The organism is Komagataeibacter kakiaceti JCM 25156 (assembly GCF_000613305.1).
Genome location: NZ_BAIO01000549.1, coordinates 1 through 1,446, shown reverse-complemented (window position 1 = coordinate 1,446; position 1,446 = coordinate 1). Strand labels below are relative to the sequence as shown.

The following is a 1,446-nucleotide window of genomic DNA, read 5'->3' as shown; positions in this document are numbered from 1 at the left end:
CCACCACCACCCGCAGGGCGGCGCATATATCCTCCACCACTTCCCGCCATGCGTGATCCGGCGGCGCCAGCCGGGGCTGGCGGAACTGGCGCAGGTTTGGGTACCACCGGCTCCCCCGACAGGTGGCCGTGGCAATCGCCCCCGCATCGGGCCATGACCGCGATGGCGCGGGCACATCGAATGCTGGCGACCAGCGCCAGTCCCCCCCAAAACGATTGAGCAGCCAGACCGGGCACCCCATCGCCCCGGCCAGATGGGCCGCGAGCGTATCCACGCTGATGACCAGATCCAGCGTGGCGATCAGCCGCGCGGTATCGAGCAGGTCACTATTCGGTGGGCCTTCACGCCACACAAAGTCCGGCTCCGTTCCCACGCGCGCCTGTGGATGCAGGGATATGAAGGTGACATCCCCGACCGCCGCCAGCGGGGCCAGGGCGGCAGCGGGAATGGAACGGCGCGCATCAAAACGGTAGGCCGGATTGCCCGCATGGCACAGGCCGACACGCAGCTTTCCCGTTCTTCCCCCATCGGGCCACCACGGCTGTTCCCCCAGATAGGGGACGAAATCGGGCACCTCCGCCACGCCCAGTACATGCGGCAGGCTGAACAGGTCGCACTGACAGCAGGCATACCCGACAGCATTTATGTCAGGAGTGATAATTTCTATAGGGTGACCGCTTTCCCGCATGGCGCTTTCCAGCGTCAGGGCCAGCCTGTGCAGCGCGGGCGGCACTTCCAGCACCACCGGCACCCGCCGCGCCGCAAGCGGCACGTAGCGCAGGAAATGAATCGCGTCGCCCAGCCCCTGCGCCATATGCACCAGCAGCCTGCCCCCAGCCGGTAGCGAGTGGCCATTCCAGCGCGGCAGCACGGCGGCGGACGGGTGTGGCGGCAGGAAGGCAAGACGGGACTCCCACAAGACCCAGCCCGACGCCAGTTCCCCCTGCGCCAGCCGCACGACACCGAGGTTGAAGCGCGCCCGGTCCAGTGTGGAGGTATCCGGCGGCGGGGTCTGGGCCAGCATGGCCTCATAGCCGGTGCGGGCCAGTGCGTGCCGCCCACTTTCAAACAGTCCCGTCAGGTGGTTAAGCGTGATGCGGGCATCGGCTGGCCGCATATGCCGGGCCTGCCGCAATGCCGCCTCCGCCCCGGCCATGTCACCCAGCGCCATGCGGGCAAGGCCGAGATTATTGCAGATTTCCGCACGCGCATGCCCCATCATGGCGCGCTGGAGCAGATCGGCGGCGGCACGCATCTCACCGCGCGCGAACACGAGCGTGCCCAGATCCGACAGGGCCACGCCATCATCGGGCGCATGGTCCAACCGTGCGCGCAGGGTGGCCTCGACCTCCGCCTCCCGCCCCGATGCCCGCAGCATGTCCACCAGTTCATGGGCATATGCCGCCGTGTCCGGTGCGTGCCGCACGGCCTGGCGCATCTGTTCCA

At 68.1% G+C, this 1,446-nt stretch carries 1 protein-coding gene; it reads right to left on the bottom strand.

Annotation, left to right across the window (positions count from 1 at the left end):
* Nucleotides 1-1,446 (bottom strand): glycosyltransferase family protein (locus JCM25156_RS29565; protein ID WP_025813971.1); only part of this gene is annotated, 1,446 nt, incomplete at both ends.